General features: G+C 65.4%; 11 protein-coding genes. 4 read left to right on the top strand and 7 right to left on the bottom strand.

Annotation, left to right across the window (positions count from 1 at the left end; genetic code table 11):
- Nucleotides 1-15 precede the first annotated feature (15 nt).
- From B5F40_RS08120 to tsaE, 3 genes are all read right to left on the bottom strand, one after another.
- Nucleotides 16-6,033: a BspA family leucine-rich repeat surface protein gene (locus B5F40_RS08120; RefSeq protein ID WP_162610929.1), complete on the bottom strand. Its 6,018-nt coding sequence runs from the start codon at nucleotides 6,031-6,033 to the stop codon at nucleotides 16-18.
- A gap of 924 nt (nucleotides 6,034-6,957) precedes the next feature.
- Complete coding sequence (tsaD, locus tag B5F40_RS16645; protein ID WP_239442958.1) at nucleotides 6,958-10,098, bottom strand: tRNA (adenosine(37)-N6)-threonylcarbamoyltransferase complex transferase subunit TsaD; 3,141 nt, start codon at nucleotides 10,096-10,098, stop codon at nucleotides 6,958-6,960.
- The gene (gene tsaE / locus B5F40_RS08105) at nucleotides 10,095-10,610 is read right to left on the bottom strand and encodes a tRNA (adenosine(37)-N6)-threonylcarbamoyltransferase complex ATPase subunit type 1 TsaE (protein WP_239442957.1); all 516 of its coding nucleotides are present in this window, start codon (nucleotides 10,608-10,610) and stop codon (nucleotides 10,095-10,097) included. Before tsaE ends, tsaD begins: the two co-directional genes overlap by 4 nt.
- Nucleotides 10,611-11,899: 1,289 nt before the next feature.
- Here tsaE and B5F40_RS08100 point away from each other — a divergent pair.
- A complete protein-coding gene (locus B5F40_RS08100) occupies nucleotides 11,900-12,976 on the top strand; it encodes a M24 family metallopeptidase (RefSeq protein ID WP_087193835.1) in 1,077 nt (358 codons plus the stop codon).
- 1,382 nt (nucleotides 12,977-14,358) lie between these two features.
- On the opposite strand, the gene B5F40_RS08095 is transcribed toward B5F40_RS08100, so the two are convergent.
- Together B5F40_RS08095 and B5F40_RS08090 are read right to left on the bottom strand one after the other, a co-directional pair.
- Nucleotides 14,359-15,228 (bottom strand): bifunctional 5,10-methylenetetrahydrofolate dehydrogenase/5,10-methenyltetrahydrofolate cyclohydrolase, encoded by an 870-nt coding sequence (locus tag B5F40_RS08095; RefSeq protein ID WP_087193834.1) that lies wholly within the window; start codon nucleotides 15,226-15,228, stop codon nucleotides 14,359-14,361.
- Nucleotides 15,229-15,253: 25 nt separating this feature from the next.
- Nucleotides 15,254-15,868: a cyclodeaminase/cyclohydrolase family protein gene (locus B5F40_RS08090; protein ID WP_087193833.1), complete on the bottom strand. Its 615-nt coding sequence runs from the start codon at nucleotides 15,866-15,868 to the stop codon at nucleotides 15,254-15,256.
- A 366-nt stretch (nucleotides 15,869-16,234) separates the two neighbouring features.
- Between B5F40_RS08090 and B5F40_RS08085 the strand changes: the two genes are divergently transcribed.
- On the top strand, nucleotides 16,235-17,518 hold the full coding sequence (locus tag B5F40_RS08085; protein ID WP_087193832.1) for an ATP-binding protein: 1,284 nt from the start codon (nucleotides 16,235-16,237) through the stop codon (nucleotides 17,516-17,518).
- A 108-nt stretch (nucleotides 17,519-17,626) separates the two neighbouring features.
- Here the strand turns inward: B5F40_RS08085 and B5F40_RS08080 are convergent, their stop codons facing one another.
- Nucleotides 17,627-19,315, bottom strand: coding sequence for a formate--tetrahydrofolate ligase (locus tag B5F40_RS08080; protein ID WP_087193831.1), 1,689 nt, complete (start codon nucleotides 19,313-19,315; stop codon nucleotides 17,627-17,629).
- A 365-nt stretch (nucleotides 19,316-19,680) separates the two neighbouring features.
- Nucleotides 19,681-20,463, bottom strand: a complete 783-nt coding sequence (locus B5F40_RS08075; protein WP_087193830.1) for a type III pantothenate kinase — start codon at nucleotides 20,461-20,463, stop codon at nucleotides 19,681-19,683.
- 123 nt (nucleotides 20,464-20,586) lie between these two features.
- Between B5F40_RS08075 and B5F40_RS08070 the strand changes: the two genes are divergently transcribed.
- Complete coding sequence (locus tag B5F40_RS08070) at nucleotides 20,587-21,282, top strand: response regulator transcription factor (protein WP_087193829.1); 696 nt, start codon at nucleotides 20,587-20,589, stop codon at nucleotides 21,280-21,282.
- 110 nt (nucleotides 21,283-21,392) lie between these two features.
- On the top strand, nucleotides 21,393-22,319 hold the full coding sequence (locus tag B5F40_RS08065) for a sensor histidine kinase (RefSeq protein WP_087193828.1): 927 nt from the start codon (nucleotides 21,393-21,395) through the stop codon (nucleotides 22,317-22,319).
- Nucleotides 22,320-22,330 lie beyond the last annotated feature (11 nt).

The following is a 22,330-nucleotide window of genomic DNA, read 5'->3' as shown; positions in this document are numbered from 1 at the left end:
GCGGAAAGCACAACGCTATCGACGAGAGCGAATCGCCAGGCTTGCGGACACGACAACCACCAAGGCTCCGACTGCCACGACAAGGGGCATCACGAGGCCAACAGCGTCGCCGAGAGGCGCAAGCGAGTCGGGCTTGGCAGCCTCGCCCTCTGAATCTACCCCGGGCTCGGGGGGCACCGTGGGCTGGGCGGAGGCCCGGACGACCACGGGGCCGTCGACCCCGCGGACCTCGAGGGCGCCGGAGGCCGGGTCGAACGAGGCGGTCGCCCCGCCGGCGGCGGGGGCGGCGCCCGGCCACGCGAGCACCTCGGCGCCGCCCACCGAGACGGACAGCGACCCCAGCTCGCGGCCGGCGTCGGCGGTCACGACCAGGGACAGCGAGCCCCCCACGGCGACCGCGTCCGGCATCGGCGAGACGGTCGCGCCGTCGAGCTCGTAGGTCACGGGGACGACCAGGGGCTCGGGGGGCACCGTGGGCTGGGCGGAGGCCCGGACGACCACGGGGCCGTCGACCCCGCGGACCTCGAGGGCGCCGGAGGCCGGGTCGAACGAGGCGGTCGCCCCGCCGGCGGCGGGGGCGGCGCCCGGCCACGCGAGCACCTCGGCGCCGCCCACCGAGACGGACAGCGACCCCAGCTCGCGGCCGGCGTCGGCGGTCACGACCAGGGACAGCGAGCCCCCCACGGCGACCGCGTCCGGCATCGGCGAGACGGTCGCGCCGTCGAGCTCGTAGGTCACGGGGACGACCAGGGGCTCGGGGGGCACCGTGGGCTGGGCGGAGGCTTCAATCACTACGTTCCCCAATACCTCGGTGATCTCCACGCGCCCCGTTCCGGCGTTCCAGGCGGTCTCAGTCACATCGACACCGCCCATATTAACCCGGACCGAATCGATGGTGCATTCGGGCGAGGGGATCAAAGCGCAGGACAGGGAATCGCCGTCAGGCACGGACGTGGGCATGGGATCGGCCTGGACCTTGTCCAACCGCCACTCCACGTTGTGAACGATATCTCTATTCCAGACGGCGTACAGCGTCACCTCCTGGCCGTCGCTCACGATGATGCCCTCAGCGGACGCGCCGTCGGCATACGCGACCGGCCCGTCAGGGGTGAGCGACCATCCGGCGAACTCCCGGTCTTCGTACGTGAACTCCACTGCAGGAAGCGTTTCCTTGGAATAATGCTCCACATCCGTCATCGAAGACATCTCGCCGACACCGCCGTTCGCATCGAACGAGATGGTTCCCTTCCACGGTGTCCAAGCACCGGAGAGAGTCACCGAAACCTGCGAGCCATCCTGCTCCAATGCTTCGCGGAACTGCATCGTGTCGATCTTGCCGCTATTAAGGTTGATCATGTAGGTTCTGCTGGCGTCCTTGAACACCCACACACCGGGCGTGTCGGCGCTCTCCGCACCTTCGATCTTCCGATTGTCAATCGTAAGCGACGGAGTCCATCCGCTGAAGCTGTGATAGTCGCGTTCGAGCCCTTCCGCCCATGCAACGATCTGATGCTCGCTGCCAAGGGGAACGTCCTCGCCCTGGGGGATCTGCCCCGCGAGCTCTGGCGGCACGAGGTTGGATGCAAGCTCGTACCCCACATGAACCTTCGGAGCCGTCGCGGAATCAATGCTCCATAATCCCGTGATGTCCACATTGTTGTCGGGCATGGTGAAGGAGCCGTCTTCAACAACGACACCCTGGTCGGGATTCACCTGCCAACCTCCCCATTGGTAATAGGGGTACTGCGACGAAGGTTCGGAGGGCAAAGTCACCGCCTCGCCTGCCGCATGCGCCTCGGCCTCGGGCAGCGAGACATCGGACGGCGCGAACGGCAGGAAGCGATAGCGCACCAGATGGTCCTCGCCAGGCTCGCTTGCGCCGTCCCAGAAGCACAGCGTATCCGACACGGCATGGCGTACGGCCCCCTCGTCCAAAAGGGCGTTGATGAACCACAGGTCGCTCCCCTCGCTGCTGCTCACAGAAGGCTCGCCCAGCTCGATCAGGAAGCTCACCTCTATCTGCGTGCCAGCGGCCATGTTTCCGAACGAGGCAGTCAGACAGGTGCTCCCCCCGCGCTCCTCGAACGCAGGCTCCTTCAAAACGATTCCCCCCATGGCTTCGCCCGTGGGTTCCGTCACGTACTCGAAGTTGCCCAGCTCGATCTCGCCATCGGGAACGGCATTGATGCTCTCCGGCAGGGGAACGAGCAGATCGAGACGCCCGGAACCAGCCCCGCTGTCGCCCAAGTAGCGGGTGGTGGCGCGAAGCTTGACCTGGGTTCCCTTCGGAGTTGATTGCTCATAATACCTGATCCCCGGCGAAGAGCTCTCCTGCGGCTCGGCCAGCACGGAAGCCGTCTCGCTCGAAACCGGCAAAGGCGTACCGTATTCCCAACCTTCGAGCGCTTCATCGCCCTCGTCGACATCCGAAGACGCAGATGCCTGGGCGATCTCGGATGCAACGTTAGAGCCCGTCTCGGCCGGCTCATCGACGGCCGCCTGCGCGGGAGCGTCGGTCGCTGCGACCGTCTCGCCCTCGACGGACTCGGCAACCACGCCGGACTCGGCCTGAACCGAAGCCAAAGCATCGCCGAACGCCTGTAGCAACGCCGCGCCGGTCGAATCGTCTGACACGACGAGGTTCGTGGCCGAAGTGATGCGACCGGCCTGCACCGCACCCTCGAACATGGACTTCGTGATGAGGCTCTCATCCGAGACCGTCCACCCCGTCAGATCGATCGAAGTTATCGGAGCAGCGCCGGTGCTGCTTGGCGTGAACATATCCTCGAAACTCTGGACCGAGCTTAAGTCGGCATCCGTTATGCTCACCTCGGTAAGGGCGGCGTTTTTGGAGAACAGGGATTCGAAGCTTGTCACGCCTTCAAGCCCCGTCCAACCCGAGAACGTCTTGAGCTTTGGCCAATGGGAAAGCAGCGACGGCAAGTTTAGAGGGCTGCCCATAAGGTTCCAGTCGTTCGCCTGCACGACGCACTCGGCAACGGCGTAGTTGATAGGGGCCTCGTTCGTCTTCAGCGAGCCGCTCGGCCTGTTCACCGTCCAGCCGTTAAGCACGGCCTGGCAATCGGGGGCCGGGTCACCGCTCTCGAGCTTCCAGTAAAAGCCCAGATCGAAAAGATAGGACTCCTCGTTCAAGCGACCATACGACATGTCCACGAACTCGAGGGTGTTGCCCATGGTGACAACCTCGTCACTGACTTCGAACCCCTCGCCCAACTTGTTGAAGAACCCCTGTGGGAACTTGATCACCTTAGGATTGACGGCTTGTCTGATCTCGTCGCTCGACGAGAATTTCAAACGGCCCCAATCGATGAAGTTGCTGGCCTCCGTCAGCGATTCCATCTTCCACGTGGACAGGTCGATCGACTCCAAAGAGCGGCAGAACGTGAACACGTCCTCCGCCTCGCGCAGCTCGGGGACGTTCCATCCCTCGATGGTGAGCTCCTGAAGCCCCATGGGCTCCTCTGGCGGCTGAGGATAGCCGGTGGCGCTCATCTCATGTCCATCGAACATCTGGGAAATCGTCGTGACCTTCTCGGGGTTCCATGACGAGATGTCGAGCTCGGTCAACGAACGGCACTCGCGAAACGCGCTGCGCAGAGTCCTCACCTCGGGCAATCGCCAATACTGAACGCCGTTGATGGAGGAGAGGTTCCAGCATTGGCCGAAAATCCAATTCATGTTCGTGACGTTGGTCAGATTGTCTTCGACGCTGGCCGGATCGCCTTCCTCACTGCCGTGGTTCCAGTTCACATCCACCGATTCCAGATTATGGCAGTACGAGAACATGTTGCTAGCGTTTTGGCAGTTCCTCATATCGAAGGAACTAACGTCCAAGCTGGTCAGGCTGCTGCACTGACGGAACAGGTTGCCCATGTCGGTCACGTTTCCGGTGTCCAAGCCCTCCAAGCCCTTGATCTCCGTCAGGCTCGTGCAGAACGTGAACATCATGTTCATATTCTCAACCTGCGAGCTGTCGACGTTGCCGGCGAAATCGATCGTCTGAAGGTTTTTCTGCCAACCCGATTGGGGGGTTACGGTTATGTTTCCGCCCTCGCCGCTCACCATCAAGTCGGAGAACAGACCAAGGCAGTTGGCCGGCAGGGCCACGCCCCCGGGCGCGGTCACCACCATGTCGAAGTAGCCCGGCTCGTCAGCCTTCTCCTTGAGATAGGCGATCACGGGCGCGGCGCCTTCTGCGAGGGCGCCGTCGGCAGGAGCGTCCCCGTCCGGAGCGGCGCCGATGATCCTGGCGTACGCTGCGCCAACCGCCGGGTCGAGATCAACGCGCAAAGGATCGTTCGGATCGTCGGGCCGAACGACATAACCCAGAGACTCGTTGTCGAACGTGATGGACCTGACCTTGTCGCCAACCGTCTGATCGTTCACTTCCACGTCGCTGAAATCAAACACACCGTTTAAGCCAGGATCTTCCATCATCTGGCTGCTCTCGTCCTGCAAGTAGACAAGCTCCCAGTCCAACTCAACGTCAACCATGCCCCATACCGGGCTCAGCTCGACATGCCCTTCGGGCATGGGCATCTCCTCGCCAGGGCTGTAGCGCTTTCCTGGGTTTTCCGAGTTCTCCGTCTCTATCCAACCGGAAATGGGCTCTCCAGAATTGTTGACAATGCCCGCACCGTCATCCAGGGTGACGGACTCGCCCGGAAGCGCCCACTGCGTTTCGGGGACCTCGCCGGACACGCCCTCTCCCAGATTGTAGCTTACGCCGTAACGCTGCCTGTCCAACGTGACCTCGGGAAAAGACATTGTGCCTGTCCTGGTTTGCTCGTCGAACGAACCTGCGTAAACCCCCTGATCAAAAGTTATAACCTGCTGCCCGAACACCTGCTGACGCTCGAACACGGATTCGTTCAAATCGACGGTCAGAACTATCTCGAGCCCCGTCTCGCGACGCACTCCGTGCTGGTAATAGGTGTAAGGCACGTGGATTCCGAGCCCATCTTCGTGGATCTCGATACGACGAATCTTGTTGTTCGAGCCCTCGATGGCTTCTTCACCCACGTTGTCGTACCGGTAGCTCTGGTAGACTTGCGCATCGGTTATGCGCTCGACGAGCGTTTGGCTGTCGCTCAAATCCAGGTCGAACGCCGTTCCCTGACCCCACTCGTCGAACACGCCCCAGTCAAAGACATTGTCGATGTGGACTTCGGTTCCGACACCCACGCCCTCCGGATCGTTCCAATTGTCATCTCTGTTGGAAACGTAGGCCGCAGGCACGGGTTCCGTCTCGCCGCGGGGCACGTATGAGGTCGCGTAATTCGCGCAGAGTTCGTTCGGGTCGCCCAGGCTGTCAAGCCGCTGCACGGTGACCAGCGCCCCGTTCTTTTCATCCAGGGCCGCCTTGAGCTCGATGAGCTTCTGTTCGATCTGATCTGCGGGCTTGTTAAGGGTTGAGCCGAACGCCCACATGACTATGAGGGAGTACTCGTCCCGGTCGCCCGATGCGGGCGCGGGAGCAGGCGCCGCCTTGACCTTGTCGATGACCGTCTGCAGGGCGGCAAGCTCGTCGGGCGACTCCTCCTCTCCGGAACGAGAGAAGCTGTCGAGGAAACCGTTGACTTCGTCCGCATCGCCCATCTCTCCGGAGTCCTGCACGTCCTCGCCGTACTCGACGATATGGAGCTTGCTTTGCAGCCCGTTGCCAAACAGCATGTCGGAGCCGTTTCCTCTGATCACGCTCTCGACAGAATTCCACAGCTTGCCCACCGTGCCATCCACGGTAACGATGAACTCCACCGGATGGGGCTGCGCGGGCATGCGCTTGAGTGTGATCTGCGCTTGCTTGCGATCCACTCCCGAATACTGGACGCTGGCCTCCCATTGGTCCTGCCACGTCTGGTCGGTGGAGTCATCGACAGCTTGCGGAGGAGGGGGATCGGCCGCATACGCCGGGACGGCCGCGAACGAGCCCGTCATAGCCAACACGAGCGCCATGAAGGCCCTCGCCACCTTCTGCACCGCTTTTCGCGGCGCTTCGAAATGACCTCTCATACGCTCCTCCGTTCTCGCGCTGGGCACGTGGATGACGCGCCCTTTACCCTTCTCTCTCCCGCAACGCGTCCTTTCATCGAGCGCCCCGCCATTCATTGAGCGATTCGCATATGTAGGTAAAATTCTGATGTTTGTGGCAATGAGCATCGCACATACCCCCCCCCCGTCTCAACTTTTCGGTAAGCGGTTTGTTTTATTTGTAAATGGATGATAATTATGAACATACACGCTGAGAGCGAACGTTTTGGGCATGTCAACCTCCCCCAACGGGAAAGCTGGCGGTCGGAAGCGGCGTACCGTAAGGGACTGGCACGGCGGACGGGATACAGCGACGCAGCAGTGGAGGCAGGGGCAGCGGAGCTGGCGGCCGGAGCTCGTCGGGGAGGGGCGGCGGGGCTGGCGGCCGGAGCTCGTCGGGGAGGAGCGGCGCGCGCAGAGGCGGCCGCCTCCATGGCGGCCCAATGGGAGCGGGGGGCGGGGATCGCGAACTCCAGGGGCTGCGGGCGAGGGAGCACGGGCGAAAAAGAGGGGCTGACGACGACGGGCGGGATGCGGCGGCCCGGCGGAGGACGCGCGGCGGAGGCGACAGGGCTGGCGGCGGCGGGCGCGCGTCAGGCAGGGGCGGCGGGGCTGGCGGCCGGAGCGCCGGCAGGACGGCGGCTGATGGGTGGCGGCGACGGAAGGCGCACCCCAACGATGGGAGGCGATCGACAACCGAAGGAGGCGACGGAACGATGCGCACTGACGAGGGCGGGTCGATTCCGGATGCCTCGGAAAACCGTCCGATCAGGCGCAAACAGGTGCACGGCCTAAGGAGCATGGGGAAAGGAGCATCGAAGCGATCCCGCACTCAAAAGCCCGCCGAGCACAGCATGACGACCGCGCGCACGCCTTCGCAGCGCTTGCCGTCTGAGGGCGCCTCGCCTAGTAAGCTTCGTCCAAGCTGGAATGCGCCTGGGCGTCGGCGCCGAGGTCGAAAAAGCGTCCTTGGCGATAGCGGTCGAGGGCCACGAGCGCGATCATGCCCGCATTGTCGCCACATGCGCTCAAAGGGGGAAGCACGAGGCGAACGCCCATGCGGTCGCACAGCCGCTCATAGGCCGCACGGAGCACGGGGTTCGCGGCCACGCCGCCGCCCAGGCAGAATGTGGGGGCACCCGTCTGACGCAGCGCCATCTCGGCTTTCTTCACCTGCACGTCCACGACAGCTTGTTGAAAGCTCGCGCAGATATCGGGTACGTTGAGGGCACGCCCGGCCGCCCGCTCGCCGTTGATATGGGTGATAACAGCGGTCTTGAGACCCGAAAGCGAGAAGCGCAGGTCGCCCGAATGCATCATCGCGCGCGGAAACGCGATGGCGTCCGGGTTGCCGCGAGCCGCTTCGCGCGAGATGGCGGGGCCGCCGGGATACCCCAGGCCGAGCGCCTTCGCCACCTTGTCGAACGCCTCGCCCACCGCGTCGTCGATGGTGGTGCCGAGCGTTTCGTAGTCGCCCCACCCCCGCATGTGCACGAGCATGGTGTTGCCGCCCGACACGAGCGACACCACCGCCGGCGGTGCGAAGTCCGGCGCGCCGATCTTGTTCGCGTACAGATGGCCCTCGAGATGGTTGACGCCGATGAACGGCAAGCCCTGCGCCCACGCCGCTCCTTTCGCGAACGCCACGCCCACCACGAGCGCGCCCACAAGGCCCGGCGCGTAGGTGACGGCCACGGCATCGAGATCGGCCCATGTCAGACGCTTCCGTCCCAAGTGGGCGGCAGCTGTGTCGAGACATTCGTCGCACACACCGCAGATGGCCTCGATGTGCTTGCGGCTGGCTATCTCGGGCACCACGCCACCGAAGCGCGCATGGAAGTCGATTTGCGAGGCCACGACGTCGGCCACGAGGTCGCCGGCGCCGTCAACGATGGCCGCGGCCGTCTCGTCGCAGGACGACTCGATGGCAAGGATGAGCGGGCGGGGCGCCTCGAGAGGCGAATCCGCGCCAAACGAAGGCGACCCGAGCGCTCCTTGGCACCGTTTTTCTCGCGAAGTGGCACAGATCGCATCTTGTGCATAGATTTCACCCGACGATTCCAGCGTGGAAAAACCGCGATCTGGGGTTTCGCTCTGCGAAGACATCGAAGACGGTCCGGAATCCATGCACAAAGCGCGATCTGTGCCGCTTTGGGCCGATTCGCGCGGCGGCGCGCAAACCGCCGCCGCAGATCCCAGTCGCCCCTGTTCGCGAGAGGCTGCGTCCACCACAAGCTCCATTCCTGCCACATCGCGCGCGGCAAGTGGCAGCGGGCCTTCGAGAATGAGCGCGTCCTCGCCATCGGAGTAATAGCGCGGCCGCGTGCCGAGCGAGCGGAATCCGAGCGTCTCGTAAAACGCCCGAGCGCCTTCGTTGCCCGCGCGCACCTCGAGCGAGCACGTGCCGGCGCCCAAATCGCGCGCATCGGCCGCCACCCGTGCCAACAACTCTCGCGCAATGCCGCGTCGCCGCCATGCGGGACGCACGCCCACCTTGAGAATCTGCACGCCGCCGTCAACAACCCAGCCACCTGCATAGCCAACGAGCTGTAGCCCACGCCCGTCCACCTCGTTGCCCACACTGTTGGCATGGTCACCTTCCCGCACTTGCGCAGCGTCCGCCGCGGAACCGTCGACCTGCGCGCTTTGGGCATCCGCGAGGCTGCCGCCCCGCACGCTCACGGCGCTCGAGAGACCGTCCGCCTGCATGATCGCGGCGCCCACGAAGCCGCTGCCCTGCGTAATCGATCCGCCCAAGCGGTCCTCTTCACCGCCGTTCGCAACGCCGACGGGGCTTTCCGCAACCTCCGAGGTCGACGATGCCACGGAGGTGGCGCGCACCTCGGTGCGCATCGGGCAGCTTGGCGAATCGCCCGATTCCGCGTTATGCGCTAGCGCAGGTGCGCCCTGCTCGCCAGAGCAGAAAAACGGCGTTTCGCAATCACGCGACGACCGAGCGCCGCAGGAATTTGCAGCGTCGGTCGGGTTCGGCCGCCAGCAGGCCGTCGGGGGGGCATAGGCCGCCCACCATATGCGGTCGACACGCGGCAGTTCGTCGGCCACGAGCGCCTCGTTCCACGCGTCCGACCCCATGACCTGCTCCTCAAGCGCAGCCACGACATGAGCATGCGCGGCATCGAGCGGCTTGTAGGTGATGCCGTCGGCAGCAGGACGCGCGTTCAAAACGGCAGCATCGTGCATGGTGGCGCGTTGATCGCGCCGCACGCCCACGTCCTGCACGCCCGTCGTCAGATTCTTGGGATCGTTCTTCGCCAAGCGGATGCGCTCGTTCTCCTCGGCGTCCGAAAGCCGCGTGTACACCGGCAGTGCGAATGCCGGATTGTGACGTCGCGCATCGAAGGGATCGGCCTTTCCCGCCTGCCACGCCGCTTCGAGGGTCCGCAAAAGACCACGACCTGTGGGCGTCCACAGCTTCTCGCTCAGCGCTTCGCCGCATGGGGCGAACAGCTCGCCGTACTTGCGCAGCGCATCGCCTGTCACCAGCCTGCCCGCGGCATCTGCGCGCAGCTCGTCGGCTGCGGCCTCGGCCTTCACCACGCGGTCGGCCTCAAGACGCTCCACGCCCCCTTCGCCAAGCAGATAGCGAACCGGATACACCTCCTTGCGCATGGCATCGGCCGCCACCAGCAGTCGGCCGCGCACGCCCGCGCACCATGCGTTCCACGCCACCGCATCGAGCGACGACACGCCCACCAAGCCCACGCCCAACGCCGAAGCGATGCCCTTCGCCGTGGCCATGGCGATGCGCACGCCCGTGAACGAACCGGGACCGCGCCCCACGCACACGCACGCGATGTCCGAACGCCCAATGCCCGAATCGGCCAGAACGGCGTCGATGCGCGGCACCAGCTGGGTGTTCGATGCCCGGCGCGCCTCGACCTCCACGGATGCCACGATCTCGACCGAGCGCCCTTCGGGACGCAGCGCGCCCACGCCGATGGCGATCACCTCGTTGGCGGTGTCGAACGCAAGCACATACCGCGCCTGCTCGGGTGCATCCCCGAATCGCGAATCATCCCCGATCACGCAAGCCCTCCCGCGTACTTAACCAGACGCGACTTCGAGTCTTTCGCCCATACGGTGAGCAAGCGGCGCGCTCTGTCGCCAAGGGCATGAGCCCGCACGATGCGGTTTCCCTCGGCATCCACCGTGATGCGCACCTCCAGATAGCCATATGGCAAAGCATCGGGGAAGCGCTCCCCCCACTCGACGAACGATGCGCCGTCCGCGTCGAGCATGTCGTAGAATCCGACGTCCTCCAACTCGTCGGCATCGTCAAGCCGATACAGATCGAAGTGGTATAGCGGCAGCGACCCTTCGGAATAACTCAGCAGGATGTTGAAAGTAGGGCTGGTCACCGGGCCCCGTACGCCAAGAGCCGCCGCAACGCCCTGAACGAACTGGGTCTTTCCCGCACCCAGGTCGCCGGACAGCACGATGACGTCGCCCGCGCGCAGATAGGTGGCGAGCGTGCCTGCGAGCTGCTTCGTCGCCTCAGGGGAGGTGGTCTTGCGCAGATATGTCAGCCCGTTTGCCATGATCCGTATGATACGCCATGCGAACGGACGCCGGGCGCTCTTCCCGAATATCCCCGCATTACTCGCACGCCGCGCGGAAACCTTTTGTCGGGCGGGCCCATCGCTTCGACCGCTTTCGGCATCCGCCCTCGACCGCGCCGCGCGCTCCCGCATGGGCACGGGCCAACTCCACGGTGGCCATGAACACGGTGTCGGCCCGCATGTTCTCCGCGCCCAGCATGGGCACAGGCTAGCGCAAGCATCATCGCCATCTCCGGCTGCACTCCCGCCCTCCGCGCACCCATGCGGGGGGCGGGCATCAGCGGCGCGCTTGGCTTTGCGACCGTCCCTGCCCCGCCCTCCGCGCACCCATGCGGAGACGGGCGCGGAATCCGACGAGGACGCGCTCCGTTGCCTCGCGCTCGCTCCGCGCACCCATGCGGGGGCGGGCAAGAGTTGGTGACGAAGCGGGGGCGGAGCAACCGCCTCCCATGCCCCGCTCACCCATGCGGGCGCAGGCAAGAGCTGAAGGGGAAGAGCCTCGTCGCAACCGTCCCGCCCTCCAAGCACCCATGCAGGGGGCGCCGCATTGGGACGGCCCTCCTTCGGTATGCGAGCCGTTTTGCCCTCGCGCTCCCGTGCGGGCATGGGCCCGCATCGCCCGCAATAGGGAACAGGACGCGCGATGCCCCTTCGCGCTCCCGTGCGGGCGCGAACCCTTCATCGCGGACGCGGGCGCCGGCCCTTCGGCAGAAAAGCGATCACGAAACGTCGCCGCACGGACCTCGCGTCAAGAGCAAGGCCGCAACCACCTCGTGCGGCGCCGCCAGCGCCCGCACGCGCCCGCACGAATTCCGCACGCGCGCCTGGCCACGCACCGGATGGGGTCGAGCACGGCGACCTGCACGGACGCAGATCCCACGCGCCTGGCTGTGTCGATCCCGAATTGGCCCCGCGCCTGCACACCCGCACGAGCCCGCGAGCATCGCCGACTTCCCGGCGAGCGAGGTGCGGGCGCCGGCTTCCGCACGTCCGCACGAGCCCGCGAACGTCGCCTAGTGGCCGCCAATACGTTTCGAGTCCGCGCTCGCACCATTCTGGAGCAGTGACGGGATAGCCCCGCACGGCCCGCGCTCGCACAGGCCCACGCTCCGTTCAGCTTGGCGAAGGGAAGCGTCCAACGCCGCATGCGTCCGCAGGAGCCCGCCCCGGCGGTTGCTAAGCGGGCTCCTGCGGACGCCCCTTCGCCACTTCGCCTCCGTCATGGTATCATCGCTGCGAAAACCCGCTGACGACCCGATAGGAGCACCATGTACGAGCAGCGCGTCGAAACTGTCATGCGCAACCTTGAGCAGCGCGGCCTCTCCCGCCTGCTCGTGTGCGACCCGCGATCCATCCAGTACCTCACCGGCGCCTACGTCGAGCCGGGCGAGCGCTTCCTCGGCCTCGTCCTTGCGCCCGACGCCGCGCCCGTGCTCGTGCTGAACGCGCTGTTCTCCGTGCCCGCGAATGCGGCGTGCGAGGTGCGAACGTTCGCCGATACCGACGATCCACTCGCCCTCGTGGCCGAGCTCGTCTGCGCGCGCGAGCCGCTCGGCTGCGACAAGAACCTGCCCGCACGCTTCCTGCTGCCGCTTATGGAACGCGATGCGGCGGCGCGGTTCGTGCTGGCCTCCGACGCGGTGGACGACGCGCGAGCCCGCAAGGACGACCACGAGCGCGCGGCCATGCGCGCGGCCAGCACGACGAACGACGCCGCCATGGGGCGCTTCCGCGAGCTCGTGCGCGAAGGCGTCACCGAAGCCGAAGTGGCCGGCCAGCTGGAGGGCATCTACCGCGAGCTGGGCGCTCAGGGCCATTCGTTCGCGCCCATCGTGAGCTTCGGTGCGAACGCGGCCGACCCGCACCACGAACCCGACGGCACGCGCCTCGCTCCCGGCGACGTGGTGCTGTTCGATGTAGGCTGCCGCAAAGGCGAGTACTGCGCCGACATGACGCGCACGTTCGTGTTCGGCGAGCCCACGCCCAAGCAGCGCGAAGTGCACGACATCGTGCGGCGCGCGAACGAAGCGGCGCGGGCCCTCGTGCGCCCCGGAGTGCGCTTCTGCGACATCGACAGAGCGGCACGCCAGGTCATCGAGGACGCAGGCTACGGGCCGTACTTCACCCATCGACTGGGACACCAGATCGGGCTTGACGTGCACGAGCCTGGCGACGTGTCCGCCACGCACGACGCGCCGGTGGAGCCGGGCATGTGCTTCTCCATCGAGCCGGGCATCTATCTGCCAGGCGAATTCGGTGTGCGCATCGAGGACCTCGTGCTTGTCACCGAGGAGGGCTGCGAGGTGCTCAACAGCTACCCACGCGAGATCGACACCATCGGATAGCGTCCGCTCGAAGGGAGGAGCTTGCGAGCCGCAATCGGAAGGGCGCGCAAAAAGAGCGATTTCCATAAGGGAGGATCTGCAAGAAAAAGAAGCGTTGCGACCATGCGCCCTCTGCAAGCCTTTTCCGCAGTTCGAGCGTTCGTCGGCTCTCTCGTGGCGATGCCGTCCGCCGTCGCTGGCAGCGTCGCGAGAAGAAATTCGCCTCGCCCGCGAATCTGGCCCTGCGCGTGCGCCGGATCACGAGAGCGCCTGCGGCGTCGTGGGATGGAGCTCGCCCCACCCGCCGGCCTTCTCGCCCTTTGCGGTAGCGAGAGCGCTTCTCGCTCTCAGTCTTCGGAGGCGCGCCATACTTTCTCAGCGCGCCACGAAACGCTCGCAGTGGCTTGAGGGCGCCTTTCGCTCTCAAGCCCTTCGGCAGGCCGCCCGGGCGCATCGCAACAACGGCCTCCGACACCGCGCTGGCCCGTCCTCCCACTAACCAAGCCTCCCAATGCCACTTGACGCGCATCTCCGAAGTGCGGCAGCTCGTCCCCCTTCCGCTTCAACCGGTCGTTGAACCAGGCTTTTTTCGATCATTCGGCCATCTACGTTGCACCCTCCCCCTTCGGCCCGACCCGCCTGCCCTTCGCACCCGCTTCACCCCTTGCTTCTCCTTCGCACCGCACTTCGTCCCCTGCCTCGCCCCGCGCTTCGCCACGCAACTCAGCCTGCGATCCCATCTGACCTTGCCCGGCATGAACATCGCGGCACCGAGGCTTGCGTTTCTGGCGGAAATCGCCGGAAACCGCGGCAAAAACGCGACAAGCCCCTTCACCTACCGCACGTTCCGCGCGTTTTGCCCGGTCGTTATGCCTCCCTTTCGGAAGGCTCTGAAAATCGTCGCGGTTTTCCGTCAAAACCCGCTAAAAATACCGTCGCAGAGAGCCGTAGGACCTACCCCGGGAAAGCCGAGAGCCGAAGGACCGCCAAAGCCTGGAAAGCCGAAATCGGCAACCGAAGGACTTCCGCCCCGGAAGGATCGGAAACCAGAAGCCGCCGATCCTCTCGAGGAGAGATCGGCTGCCGCAAAGACCCCCCATCCCGGATAGAACCGAAGACCGCGAACCGCCTTGACAAAAGGAGGGGAATCTAGGACCGCCCAAATTGGAAGAACCCAAAACCGAGTAGCCCTCTTCAAACCCAAAGGCAACCCGTCCTGGGCTTTGAACTCCGAAAGCGACTTGTCCAGAACCGATCAGTCCGGCCCTCCCACCCGCTCGACCAAGAAGGCGTTCGGCGCCTCCGGTTTCGACATGTCGATCAGTCCAGCCTTCTCATCCGCTCGGACAACCTCGTCCTCGCTCTCGCCCACGCCGCAGCCCGCCGTCCAGCGGCCTCACAGCCTACCGCCCTCCCGCTCGCGCGGCGAGCACGGCCTCGGCGGCCGTCACGGTGTGGGCCATCGTCACGCTGGTGGTCACCGTGCCCAGGCCGCGAGGCACGGGCGTGAGGGCGTCTACGATGGGTTCCGCCTGGTCGAAGTCCACGTCGCCGCAGAGGTTCCCCTCGGCGTCGAAGTTGATGCCCACATCGAGCACCGTCTGCCCGGGCCGGAAGAACTCCGCGCCGAACATGCGCGCGCGGCCGGTGGCGCAGATCACGACGTCGGCCTCGCGCACGAGGTCGGCCAGGTTCCCGGTCCTGCTGTGGCAGAGCGTCACCGTGGCGTTGCGGCGCAGCAGCATCATGGACACGGGCTTGCCTACCACCAGGCTGCGGCCCGCCACCGCCACGCGCTTGCCCTCGAGCGGCACCTCGTAATGATCCAGCAGCTGGAGGCACGCGGCGGCCGTCGAGGGCGGGAAGCCGGTGCCGCCATCGGTGAACACCGAGGCCAGCGAGGCGAGCGTGATGCCGTCTACGTCCTTCCGGGGGGCCAGCAGCTCGCAGGCCCGCGCCTCGTCGATATGCGCGGGCAGCGGACGGAACAGCAGGCAGCCGTGGATGGAATCGTCGGCGTTCACCTCGGCGAGCGCGGCTTCGAGGGCTTCCTGCGGGGCGTCCTCGGGCAGGACGAACGGGCGCACGGCTATGCCGAGCGATTCGGCGCGCTTCTTGGCGGTGCGCTCGTAGGACAAGTCGTCGGGGCGCTCGCCCATGCGAACGATGGCGAGCGTGGGAGCGATGCCCGCGCGTCCGAGCGCCTCGATGCGCGGCGCGAGCTCCTGCGCCAGGCGGTCGACGACGGGCTTTCCGGTGAGGAGGATGGCCATGGGGGTGATTCGCTCCTTCGGGGGTTTACGAAACGGACGTTTTCACGAAGTCGAACAGCTCGTCGCAGCGCTCGCGCGTGCGAGCGGCCAGCGACTCGGCCTCGCCGCGGTAGCGCGCGGCCCGGGCCGCATCGTCCATCGAGGCGGCGTTGATGAAGATGTTGAGGCTCGCGCCGTCGGAAGCCGCGCGCGCGAAGGCCGCGGCCACGCCGGCGTCCGAGCGCGCCATCTTGGAGCCGTGATGGGCCAGGTAGTCGGCCTCGTCCACGACGTCGGCCACGGCGCGCATGATGGCGAGCGGCACGTCGCACGCCTCCACGAGGGCGGCCTGAAGCGCGGAGTTCTTGGCGGCCTGCTCCTCGGGCGTGGCCTTGGGCAGGCGGTACGCGGCGGCCAGCGGCTCGAAGGCGCGCGCGTCGCCGTCCACGAGCTCCACCAGGCGCGCGCGGAGCGCCTCGAGGCGCTCGAGCGAGGCGCGCACCTCGTCCTCCACGTCGGCGTAGGTCTTCTTCCCCACGGTGAGGTTGCCCACCATGGAGGCGAGGGCCGCCGCGAGCGCGCCCGCGTAGGCCGAGGCCCCGCCGCCGCCCGGCGCAGGCGCCGCGCTGGCCAGCTCGTCGATGAAGGTGGTGTCGTACATGGCGCCTCCCTTTTGCGCAAGCGTCAAGTTTGATCGGGATAGCCGGCTCGGCGCATATGCGCCGCCCGCGCCGGCACCCCGTATGATACGCCACCGTCCGCGCCTTCCCCCAGCGCGCCCCGAAACCTGCACGAACCCTCGACGTGCGGCCACGGACAAACTGCCAAGAACAACCCGGCATCCCTTTACGAACTCTTCACGTAGCCAAAGTTAGCTGTCGGGCCGTCTGGTGTCGCTGCGGAAGCCTTCGGCAAAGCTTTTTGCGGCTTCCTTTTTTCAGATTGCAAACTGCTGGTTGTAATTATTGCAAAGTGTAGGTTATTATCGTTGCTAAGTGTAGGTTGAACTCTTTGCAAGGAGCGGGTTATGGCAACATATCTACCGCGCGTCGTCGATAGCGAGCTGGTCGAGAGGCTCTCCTACGCAGGAGCCGTCGTCATCCGCGGGCCAAAATGGTGCGGAAAAACAGCTACGGCATTGCAGCGTGCTAAGAGCGTCGCTTTCATGCAAGACCCCGACGAGCGGGCCAACAACATGGCCATGGCCGAGGCGAAGCCTTCCTTGCTGCTGCGCGGGGAGAAGCCCCGGCTCATCGACGAATGGCAGGAAGCACCCCAACTCTGGGACGCCGTACGCTTCGCCGTGGACCGCAGCGACGAGCCCGGGCGGTTCATGCTCACGGGCTCGGCAACGCCAACGGCCCAACCCCAGCATACGGGCACGGGTCGGTTCTCCTTCCTCGATATGCGCACCATGTCGCTCTTCGAGTCGGGCGAATCCACGGGAGAAGTGAGCTTGGGCGAGTTGTTCGGGCAAGGCGACCATATCCCGAATGGCGAGACTCACGTGGAAGGCCACTCGGAACAGGACGTCGAGAACCTTTCCTACTTGATTTGCCGCGGTGGTTGGCCTCGCGCGATCACCATCGCTAACAAAAACGCCGCACTTAAGATGTCACGCGACTACCTGTCGGCTATCGCAGAGGAGGATATATCGCGGGTAGACGGCGTGAGCCGCAATTCCCAATACGCACGCCTCATCATGCAAGCCTATGCTCGCTGCTCGGCAACCCAAGCAGACATGGGCACGGTGCGCGGCAATCTAAAGACGCGCGGCAGCGGGCTGTCGAGGGAAACCGTCGACTCCTACGTCGGAGCGCTCCGACGTCTCTACGTGATCGAGGATGTCTCGGCATGGACGCCTTCGCTGCATGCGAGATCGCGCATTACCACCACGCCCGTTCGCTTCTTCACCGATCCGTCCATTGCAGCTGCAGCCCTTGGAGCGAGCCCCGAGCTTCTGTTGCGCGACATGTCAACCTACGGTCTGCTTTTCGAGAACCTCTGCGTACGCGACCTACGAGTGTATGCCGAACCCCTCGGCGGAAAGGTCCTGCACTACCGCGATAACACGGGGCTCGAAGCCGATTGCGTCATCGCGCTGGACGACGGCCGTTACGCCCTGCTGGAAGTGAAGATGAGCGCGCGCCTCGTTGACGAAGGCGCGGCAAACCTCAGGAAGCTCGCCGGCAAGATCGACGCAAGCATCATGGGCGCGCCGTCGTTCTGCGCCGTCATCACGCCCGGAGGGTACGCCTACCGACGCGAAGACGGCGTTTTGGTGGTGCCTATCACCTGCCTGCGCCCCTAGCCAATCGGCAGATAGAACCTCGAAGTTGCTTCGCGGGCGCAATGCCGTCCTGACAAAACGGCCCCGGCGACGCATGCCGCCGGGGCCCCGATCACGCGTTCGTCAGTCTTAGAACAACCCGCTGATCTTGCCGCTCTCGTCGACGTCGATCTTGAACGCCGCGGGGGTTTTGCCCAGGCCGGGCATCGTCATGATGGAGCCGGTGAGCGCCACCACGAAACCGGCGCCGGCGGACACCTTCACCTGGCGCACCGTGACGGTGAAGCCGCGCGGGGCGCCGAGCTTGGCCGCATCGTCGCTGAAGGAGTACTGTGTCTTGGCCATGCACACGGGCATGCCGCCGAAGCCGAGCGCCTCCAGCTGCGCGAGCTCCTTCTTCGCGGCGGGCTCGAACGTCACGCCGTCGGCATGGTAGATGCGCTTGGCGATTGCCTCGATCTTCTCGGCCAGCGTCAGGTCGTCGTCGTAGGAGAACTCGAACGTCTCGGCGCTGCGGCCCTCGGCGTCGCCCTCGGCGCACAGGCGCACCACCTCGGTCGCCAACGCTTGGCCGCCCTCGCCGCCCTTCGCCCACACCTCGGACAGCGCCACGTTCACACCAAGCTCGCGGCACTTGGCCTCCACGAGGTCGAGCTCGGCCTTCGTGTCCGTCGGGAACGCGTTGATGGCCACCACGCACGGCAGGTGGTACACCTGCGTGATGTTCTCCACGTGCTGCAGGAGGTTCGGCAGGCCGGCTTCCAGCGCCTCGAGGTTCTCCTCGTTGAGACGGCCAACGCCCGCGCCGCCGTGGTTCTTGAGCGCGCGCACCGTGGCCACCACAACCACCGCGTCGGGCTTGAGGCCCGCGAGGCGGCACTTGATGTCGAGGAACTTCTCCGCGCCCAAATCGGCGCCGAAGCCGGCCTCCGTCACGCAGTAATCGCCCAGCGCCATGGCCATGCGCGTGGCCATGATGGAGTTGCAGCCGTGCGCGATGTTGGCGAAGGGGCCGCCGTGCACGAACGCGGGCGTGCCCTCGAGCGTCTGCACGAGGTTCGGCTTGAGCGCGTCCTTGAGCAGGGCGGTCATCGCGCCCTCGGCATGCAGGTCGTGCGCCGTGACCGGCTGGTCATCGTAGGTGTAGCCCACCACGATGCGACCCAAACGGTCCTTGAGGTCGGTGATGGAGGTGGCCAGGCAGAAGATGGCCATGACCTCGGAGGCCACCGTGATGTCGAAGCCGTCCTCGCGCGGCACGCCATGGGCCTTGCCGCCCAGGCCGTCCACGATGTTGCGCAGCTGGCGGTCGTTCATGTCCACCACGCGCTTCCACGTGATCTTGCGCACGTCGATGCCCAGTTCGTTGCCGTTGTGGATGTGCGCGTCCAGGAGCGCCGCCAGCAGGTTGTTGGCGGCCCCGATGGCATGGAAGTCGCCCGTGAAGTGCAAGTTGATATCCTCCATGGGGATGACCTGGGCGTACCCGCCGCCGGCCGCGCCGCCCTTGATGCCGAACACGGGGCCGAGCGACGGCTCGCGCAGCGCCACGACCACGTTCTTGCCCTGCTTCGCCAGCGCATCGGCCAGGCCCACCGTCGTGGTGGTCTTGCCCTCGCCGGCCGGCGTGGGGTTGATGGCCGTGACCAGGACGAGCTTGCCGGGCGTGTGCTCGACGTCCTTGAGAAGGTTGTAGTTGACCTTCGCCTTGTTCGTGCCGTACATCTCCAAGTACGTTTCCGGCACGCCCGCCTTCTCGGCGATCTCGCTGATGTGCCGCGGCTTCGTCGCCTGGGCAATTTCGATGTCGCTCAACACGTTGGCCCCCTTTGCATCGACTAGTTTGCTCGCAACATTCTACTCGTCGAAACCACCGATGCCGCAGGGCAATCTCCCAGGAGCGCAAGAAACCCAGCAACCGGGGACGCATACACAGCGCCTCTCGAAGGCCGCACGTCAAAGGCGTCCGCGGCGTCCGTCGGAGGCCGCATGCACGAGAGGCCCTCAACGCGCAGTCGGAACGTGCGTTGTCGCCCGAAACGGTCGGTTTTCGCGCCTGAAACGACCGTTTCGGGCGACAACGCTATTGGATGGCGGTGCGGCAGGGCGACTGGGCGGCGGCGCTACCGGGCAGCGGTGCGGCAGGGCGACTGGGCGGCGGCGCGCAGCGCATCGCCGAAGAGCTAGGCGCGCTGCGCAGCCTCGTGCGCTTCGTAGACGAGGCGCAGACCCTCGAGCGTCAGCTCGGGATTCGTGATGGTGATGGTACGCGACTGAGCCGCCACGCGCGCGGCCAGCCCGCCCGTGGCAACGACCTTCGCCCGATACCCCAACTGGTCGAAGATGCGCCGCACGAGACCGTCCACGCGATCGGCTTCGCCGTACACGATGCCGGCCTGGATGGCCTGCTCGGTGTTGCCGCCAATGGCGGTAAGGGGATCGACCAACTCGATGGCGCCGAGCCGCGTGGCGCGCGAGAACAGCGCCTGCGCCGACGTCTCCACACCGGGAGCGATGACTCCTCCGACGAACCGTCCTTCGGCGTCGATGACCTCGATGTTCGTCGCCGTACCGAAATCGACCACCACTACGGGCGCACCGTAGAGCGCCTTGGCGGCCACGGCATCGGCCACACGGTCGGCGCCGATCTCGCGAGGGTTCGCGTAATCGGTCGAAAACAGCCCCTTCGCCGTCTCGGCTGAGCAGACAAGCGCTTCATGCCCGGTCACGCGCTCCACCGCAGCGCACCACGCCTGCGTGAGCTGGGGTACGACCGACGCGAGCGCCGCGCCTTCGAGATGTTGCGTCGCGATGTCCTCAGACAGCAAAAGCGGCGCGAGCTTCACGCGCAGCTCATCGGACGTGTGCTGTTTGTTCGTGGCTACGCGCCATTGATGAAGCAGGCGTTTTCCCTGGTAAACACCCACTACCGTCTGCGTGTTCCCCACATCGATAGCAAGTAACATGTTCTTGACAGTCTCCTTAGCGGGCGACGCGAATGCGTATAGTTGCACTCGTCATTATAACAACCCGCCCACGCGCAGCTGTCAGGCGAGTCCCGCGGATTCCATCCGATAGAAAGGCCACACATGAACGACACTCCCCACCGCATACTCGTCGTCGACGACGAGCCGTCCATCACCGAATTCGTCAGCTACGCGCTCAAAAAGGAAGGGTTCTTCACCGACGTGGTCGACAACGGCGAAGACGCGCTGGCTTTGGCGGCGAAGAACAGCTACGACCTGTTCGTCCTCGACATCATGCTACCCGGCATGGACGGCTACGAACTGTGTCGTCGCCTGCGCTCGAAGACCACCGTGCCCGTGCTGTTCCTTTCCGCACGCGACACCGAGCTCGACAAGGTGGTGGGCCTCGAGATCGGGGGCGACGACTACCTGGCGAAGCCCTTCGGCGTTCGCGAGCTCATCGCCCGCGTGCGCGCCCTTCTGCGCCGCGGCTCCGGAGGCGACTTCCCCGGAGCGAGCCATGCCGTCACTGCAAGCGGCATCACGCTCGACGAGGATGCCCACACCGCCGCCGGCGACCACGGCGAAATCGACCTCACGCCACGCGAGTTCGAGCTGCTTGCCAGCCTTATGAAGAACGCGGGCAAAGTGGTCTCGCGCGAGGATCTGCTGCGCGACGCCTGGGGTTGGGAATACTTGACGGAAACCAAGACCGTCGACACCCACATCAAACGTCTGCGTGATAAGATTGAATCCGCCGGATATGATCCCGGCCTGGTGGAAACGGTTCGCGGCTACGGATACAGGTTCAAACAATAAAACGACTGCAAACATACTTCTCACTGCTGGCAACGCTGCTCTCGCTCCTCGCCGGCGCGGTACTGCTCCTGATCTGCTTACTCGCCTTCGACCTCACGTCGAAGGCGTTTTTGCTACTCGCGCCCATCGGAGTGGCGGTGTTCGCGTTTAGCTTGATCATCGGACATTTCATCTCGGAGCCCCTGCGTCTTTTGGCGAAGAGGACCGCCGCCTACCGCGCGGGCGCCGACGTTCCGTTCGAGCCGGACGGGCGCCTCTTCGAGGCCGACGAGCTGACCGCAGACTTCAAAGGGCTTGTTCAGACCATGAAAGCACAGCAGCACGACCTCGCGCTGAAGGAACGCCGCCAAGCGGCCTTCATCAGCGATGTGGCCCACGAGCTGCGCACGCCGCTCACCGCCATACGCGGCAATGCGGAAATGCTGGAGGATCCCGACCTGCCGCCCGAGCTGCACGAGAAGTTCTGCGGCATCATCATCAACGAAAGCGAACGTTTGAGCCGCCTCACGCACGATCTGCTGACCCTGCAACGCATCGAAGACGACGCGGCGCCCATGGAGCTCGCGCGCGTGAACCTGCGCGAGCTGTCGGCCGGCGTGCTCGACGCGCTCGAGCCTATCCTGCGTGATCGACAAGCGCACACCGAGATCGTAGGCGAGGCGCCCGACGTGCTGGGCAACCTCGACCGGCTCAAACAGGCCGTAACGAACCTCGTGGAGAATGCGAGCCGATTCATAGCGCCGGGCGGGCACATCGTGATCGAACTGTTCGGACTCAAAGGCAGTTCCATCTTGGCCGTAAAGGACGACGGCTGCGGATTCGGCGACGTCGACCCGAAGCTTCTGTTCGACCGCTTCTACCGCACCGACGCCTCGCGCAGCCGCGGCACCGGCGGCACGGGCTTGGGGCTCGCCATCGTAAAATCGGTGGTGGAAGCCCATGACGGCACAGTTGAGGCTCTCAACCTGCCCAGTGGCGGCGCGTGCTTCATCATCGCGCTGCCCTCCATCCCGGCCGACACCGCGCCGCGCGCATAGATCGTCACCAC

It is taken from the genome of Gordonibacter sp. An230, from assembly GCF_002159915.1.
In the GTDB taxonomy this organism is placed as follows: domain Bacteria; phylum Actinomycetota; class Coriobacteriia; order Coriobacteriales; family Eggerthellaceae; genus Rubneribacter.
The sequence above is the reverse complement of the archived record's forward strand: the minus strand, read 5'-3'. Positions and strand labels throughout refer to the sequence as shown.